Consider the following 3,905-nt stretch of genomic DNA (forward strand, 5'->3'; position numbering starts at 1 on the left):
GTCAGCCGGCGCGGGTCGCGGCGGGCTCGGTGTCGAGGACTTCGCAGTAGGCGGCCTCGGTGGCGGCGGCGACCTGGCCCCAGCCGTAGCGGCTCAGGACGCGCCGGCGGCCGGCCGCACCGCAGGCGGCGCGGGCCGCCGGGTCGGCGAGCAGCGCGGCGACGGCAGCGGCCAGGGCCGCCGGGTCGCGGGGCGGCACCAGCCGTCCGGTGCCCGGGTCGGCGACGGTGTCGAGCTGTCCGCCGACCGCGCTGGCCACCACGGGCACGCCGCAGGCCATGGCCTCCAGCGGGACGATGCCGAAGGGTTCGTAGTCGGCGGGGCACACGACGACGTCCGCGGAGCGCAGCAGCGACGGCACCTCCTCGCTGGGAAGGGCGCCGGTGAAGCGGACCCGGTCGGCGACGCCGGCGTCCCGGGCGATGCCCCGCAGCCGCCGCACCTCCGGGTCACCGTCGAGCCCGTCGGCGGGCGGCCCGCCGACCACGACCAGTTCGGTGCCGGGCAGCCGGGCCAGCGCGGTGACGGCGACGGCGCCTCCCTTGCGCGGCACGAGCCGGCCCAGCTGGAGGATCCGGTGCGGGTACGGTCCACGCGGCGCGGCCGGGCCCTTCGGGGTGAACCGGTCGGTGTCGACGCCACACGGCACGATGCCGACCTGGTGCGGGGGGATGCCCATGAGGGCCAGTTCGCGGGCCTCGTCCCGGCAGGTGGCGATGACGCGGTCGCAGCCCAGCCCGACCTCGATCTCGCCGGGGATCCGCTCCGGCGGGCTGGTGTCGGCGAGCCGCTGGTGCCGCCTCTTCACCGTGCCGAGGGCGTGGTAGGTGTGCAGCAGGGGCAGGCCGTGCTCGCGGGCCGCGCGCAGGGCGGCCAGGCCCGACATCCAGTAGTGGGAGTGCACGACGTCGGGGGTCCGGGTGCGCCAGCCGCGGGCGAGGTGGCGGCCGAACTCGTCCATGTGCGGCAGGAGCGCGTCCTTGGGGAGCGGCTCGGCCGGCCCGGCGGGTACGTGGTGCACCTCGACGCCGTCGCGCAGCTCCACCCGGCAGGGCAGGTCGGGCGAGTCGCGGCGGGTGTGGACGGTGACGCGGTGGCCGCGGTCGGCGAGTGCGGCGGCGAGGCAGGCGACGTGGACGTTCTGCCCGCCGGCGTCGACGCCGCCCAGTGCGGCCAGGGGGCTGGCGTGCTCGGAGACGAGCGCGATCGCCAGGACACCCGGGTCGGCCGGGTCGCCGCCGAGTGGCCCGGTGGGGAGAGGGCTGAGGGACGGGGTCATGAGCACACCTCCGTGATCAGGCGCTCCCAGTCGGCCAGGAAGCGCTTGAGCCCGTAGCGTTCGAGGGCCGCCTGGCGGGCGCGGGCTCCGTCCGCGGCCGCCGCCTCCGGTTCGTGGAGATAGCGGCGGGCTGCGCGGGCCAGGACGTCGGGGCGGGTGGTCAGGGTGCCGGCGCCGGGCGGAACGGCCTCGACCGCCTCGGTGGTGGCGAGCGCCAGCACGGGCAGGCCGAGGTGCATCGCCTCCAGCAGGGACAGGCCGAGGGAGGTCCAGCGCACCGGGTGCAGGTACATGCGGCGTTCGGCCAGGGCCGTGTGCAGCTCGCTCTGGGGGAGATCGGCCGTGCGGCAGCGGTCGGCCGACAGGCCGAGGTGTCCGGCCAGGCCCTCGGTGCCCATGCCGAAGACGTCGAGCGGCACGGCCTCGGCCAGGGCGGGCAGCAGGTCCGTTCCGGTGTACCGGGCGCGTCGCACGGGTTCGTTGACGACGACGGCGGCGCGGGCGAGCCGGCCGCTGTAGCGGTGGCCCGGGTCGACGATGCCGTGCTCGATCACCTCGGTGCGGGTGGTTCCGCAGTCCCAGAACAGCCGGTTGAAGTGCGTGACGTGCACGATGGTCAGGTCGTCGCGGCCGGCGCACGGGTGCCGGGTGTCCGGCACGTCGCCGTCGGGCGCGTTGTGCTCCAGGTACACCGCGGGCACGTCCCGGCCCGGGCGGCGTCCGCCGAGCCAGCGTCGCGCCAGCTCCCCCTCGTGCGGCCGCTGGAGAAGGACCAGGTCGACCGGCGTGTCGCGGAGTTCCTCGGAAGTGACCTCGCGGACCGCGGCCGGCCAGGTGAAGGTGCGGGCCCGCCCGAGGCCGTCCGGGCCGCGGCCGGGGGTGACCGGGACGAGGTAGGTGTGCGGGCCCTGGACGAACGCGGTCGTCCAGGAGCCGTGCACGTGCCACAGCAGGATGTTCATACGGCCGCTCCTCGCTCGGTGTGTTCGCCCTGGTCCGCCGGGTGGTCCGTGAGGGCCGCCACGGCGGCGAGCACCTCGGCGTCGCCGATGCCGTCGAGGCAGGGGTGTCCCGGCACCGGGCAGTGCCGGGCCCGGGTGTTCGCGCACGCGGCGTGCGGGTCGCCGAGCAGGACGTGCGGTACGCCGTAGGGGGCCCACCGTTCGGCCGGCACGACCGGCGCGAAGAGGCTGACCACGGGCGTGCCCACGGCGGCGGCCAGGTGCGCCGGGCCGGTGTTGCCGGCCACCACGGCCCGAGCCGCTGCCAGGACTCCGGCCAGCTGCGGCAGGTCGGTGGCGCCGCCGAGGTCCAGGGCCTGCCGTCCGGCCACCCGGGCGGTCAGCTCGCGCTCGGCGCGCCCGCCGGTGACGACCACTCGGTGCCCCGCCGCGGACAGCGCGGCCACGGCGCGTGCCGCCCGGTCCGGTGTCCAGGCCCGTGCGGGCACGGCCGCGCCGGGATGGACGACGACGTACGGGTCGGGGCCCGTGAGGTGGGTGGTGTGCGGCGGCGGCAGGACGCGCAGCCGGCCGTCGTCGCCGGGCGGAAGCTGGAAGCCCGCGGCGCGGGCCAGGTCGAGGGCGGCCAGGGTTTCGTGACGGCGCGGTCGTCTGCGGTGCCGCAGGTCGAGGAGCGCGCCCGGGTAGTCCTCGCAGTCGGCGGCGGTCCGTCCGATCCCGGCCAGCTTCAGCAGGAGGGCGATCGGCAGCGGGCTCTGGTGGTAGGACACCAGCACGATCGCCCGGTCGAAGCGGCCTGCCGTGAGCGCCTCCATCAGCTGCCGGGTGGCGGCCCGCGTGACCGGCGGCGGCTCCAGCCCGACCCACGGGGCGTCGTGGGTCAGCACGTCGTCGACGCCGGGCAGCATCCGCCCGGCGGGGGCGCCCTGGGGTCCGCAGAGCAGCGCGGTGTACGAGGACCCGGCGGCGACGGCCCGTACGGCGGGGCCCGCCAGGAGTACGTCTCCGGAGCTGTCGAGACGGACCACGAGGGTGCGGGGCAGGCGGGCGGGCGTCATCGCGGCTCCCGGGCCGCGACGGCCGGGCCGAGGACGAGACGCACGGCCGCCGGCAGATCCGCTGCCGTGGCCTCGGCCTCCCCTGCCTCCTCGGGACGGGTGACGGCCGTGGGGACCAGGACCCCGCGGGCCCCCGCGGCCCGCGCCGCCTCCATGTCGGATCCGATGTCGCCGATGACGGCGGTGCGCTCCGGCGGGACGCCGAGCCGGCGGCACGCGGCCAGGATCAGGCCGGGGGCCGGTTTGCGGCAGTCGCAGCGCTCCTCCGGCGCGTGCGGGCACACGGCCCAGACGGCGAACGGTCCGAGCAGCTCCTCCACCCGCAGCCGCACGGCCTCGACCTCGCGGCGGGTAAGCAGGCCCCGGGCCACGCCCGACTGGTTGGTGACGACGCCGACGGGCACCCCGGCGCAGCGCACGGCGTCGACGGCCTCCCGGGCGCCGGGCATGAGCGCGACCAGCGACGGGTCGCCGTTGTAGGGGACGTCGGCGACGAGCGTGCCGTCGCGGTCGAAGAGGACGGCCGCGGGCAGCGTGCCGTCCGGATCGTACGGGCTCTGCCGCACGTCCCCGGGGAGCAGCCAGGGGCCGGGGGGCGGCTTCATG

The 3,905-nt window shown here is 77.3% G+C and carries 4 protein-coding genes; all 4 read right to left on the reverse strand.

Annotated features, from left to right (window positions below; translation table 11 throughout):
* Nucleotide 1: 1 nt before the first annotated feature.
* Genes C1J00_RS39745 through C1J00_RS39760 form a run of 4 tightly spaced genes read right to left on the reverse strand, consistent with a single transcriptional unit; the run spans nucleotide 2 to nucleotide 3,904 of the window.
* Entirely contained in the window at nucleotides 2-1,279 is a 1,278-nt protein-coding gene (locus C1J00_RS39745) for a glycosyltransferase (protein ID WP_102913724.1), read from the reverse strand.
* Nucleotides 1,276-2,241 (reverse strand): glycosyltransferase, encoded by a 966-nt coding sequence (locus C1J00_RS39750; RefSeq protein ID WP_102913725.1) that lies wholly within the window; start codon nucleotides 2,239-2,241, stop codon nucleotides 1,276-1,278. Before C1J00_RS39750 ends, C1J00_RS39745 begins: the two co-directional genes overlap by 4 nt.
* On the reverse strand, nucleotides 2,238-3,299 hold the full coding sequence (locus tag C1J00_RS39755; protein WP_102913726.1) for a glycosyltransferase family 9 protein: 1,062 nt from the start codon (nucleotides 3,297-3,299) through the stop codon (nucleotides 2,238-2,240). Before C1J00_RS39755 ends, C1J00_RS39750 begins: the two co-directional genes overlap by 4 nt.
* Nucleotides 3,296-3,904 carry a D-glycero-alpha-D-manno-heptose-1,7-bisphosphate 7-phosphatase gene (locus C1J00_RS39760; protein ID WP_102913727.1) on the reverse strand — a complete coding sequence of 203 codons (609 nt, stop codon included), beginning with the start codon at nucleotides 3,902-3,904 and terminating at the stop codon, nucleotides 3,296-3,298. The genes C1J00_RS39755 and C1J00_RS39760 overlap by 4 nt, the downstream gene beginning before the upstream one ends.
* Nucleotide 3,905 lies beyond the last annotated feature (1 nt).

The organism is Streptomyces cahuitamycinicus (assembly GCF_002891435.1).
Taxonomy (GTDB): domain Bacteria; phylum Actinomycetota; class Actinomycetes; order Streptomycetales; family Streptomycetaceae; genus Streptomyces; species Streptomyces cahuitamycinicus.

Coding starts and splice junctions, on each gene's coding strand:
- C1J00_RS39745 (WP_102913724.1), bottom strand. CDS start 1,279: ATGACCCCGTCCCTCAGCCCTCTCCCCACCGGGCCACTCGGCGGCGAC.
- C1J00_RS39750 (WP_102913725.1), bottom strand. CDS start 2,241: ATGAACATCCTGCTGTGGCACGTGCACGGCTCCTGGACGACCGCGTTC.
- C1J00_RS39755 (WP_102913726.1), bottom strand. CDS start 3,299: ATGACGCCCGCCCGCCTGCCCCGCACCCTCGTGGTCCGTCTCGACAGC.
- C1J00_RS39760 (WP_102913727.1), bottom strand. CDS start 3,904: ATGAAGCCGCCCCCCGGCCCCTGGCTGCTCCCCGGGGACGTGCGGCAG.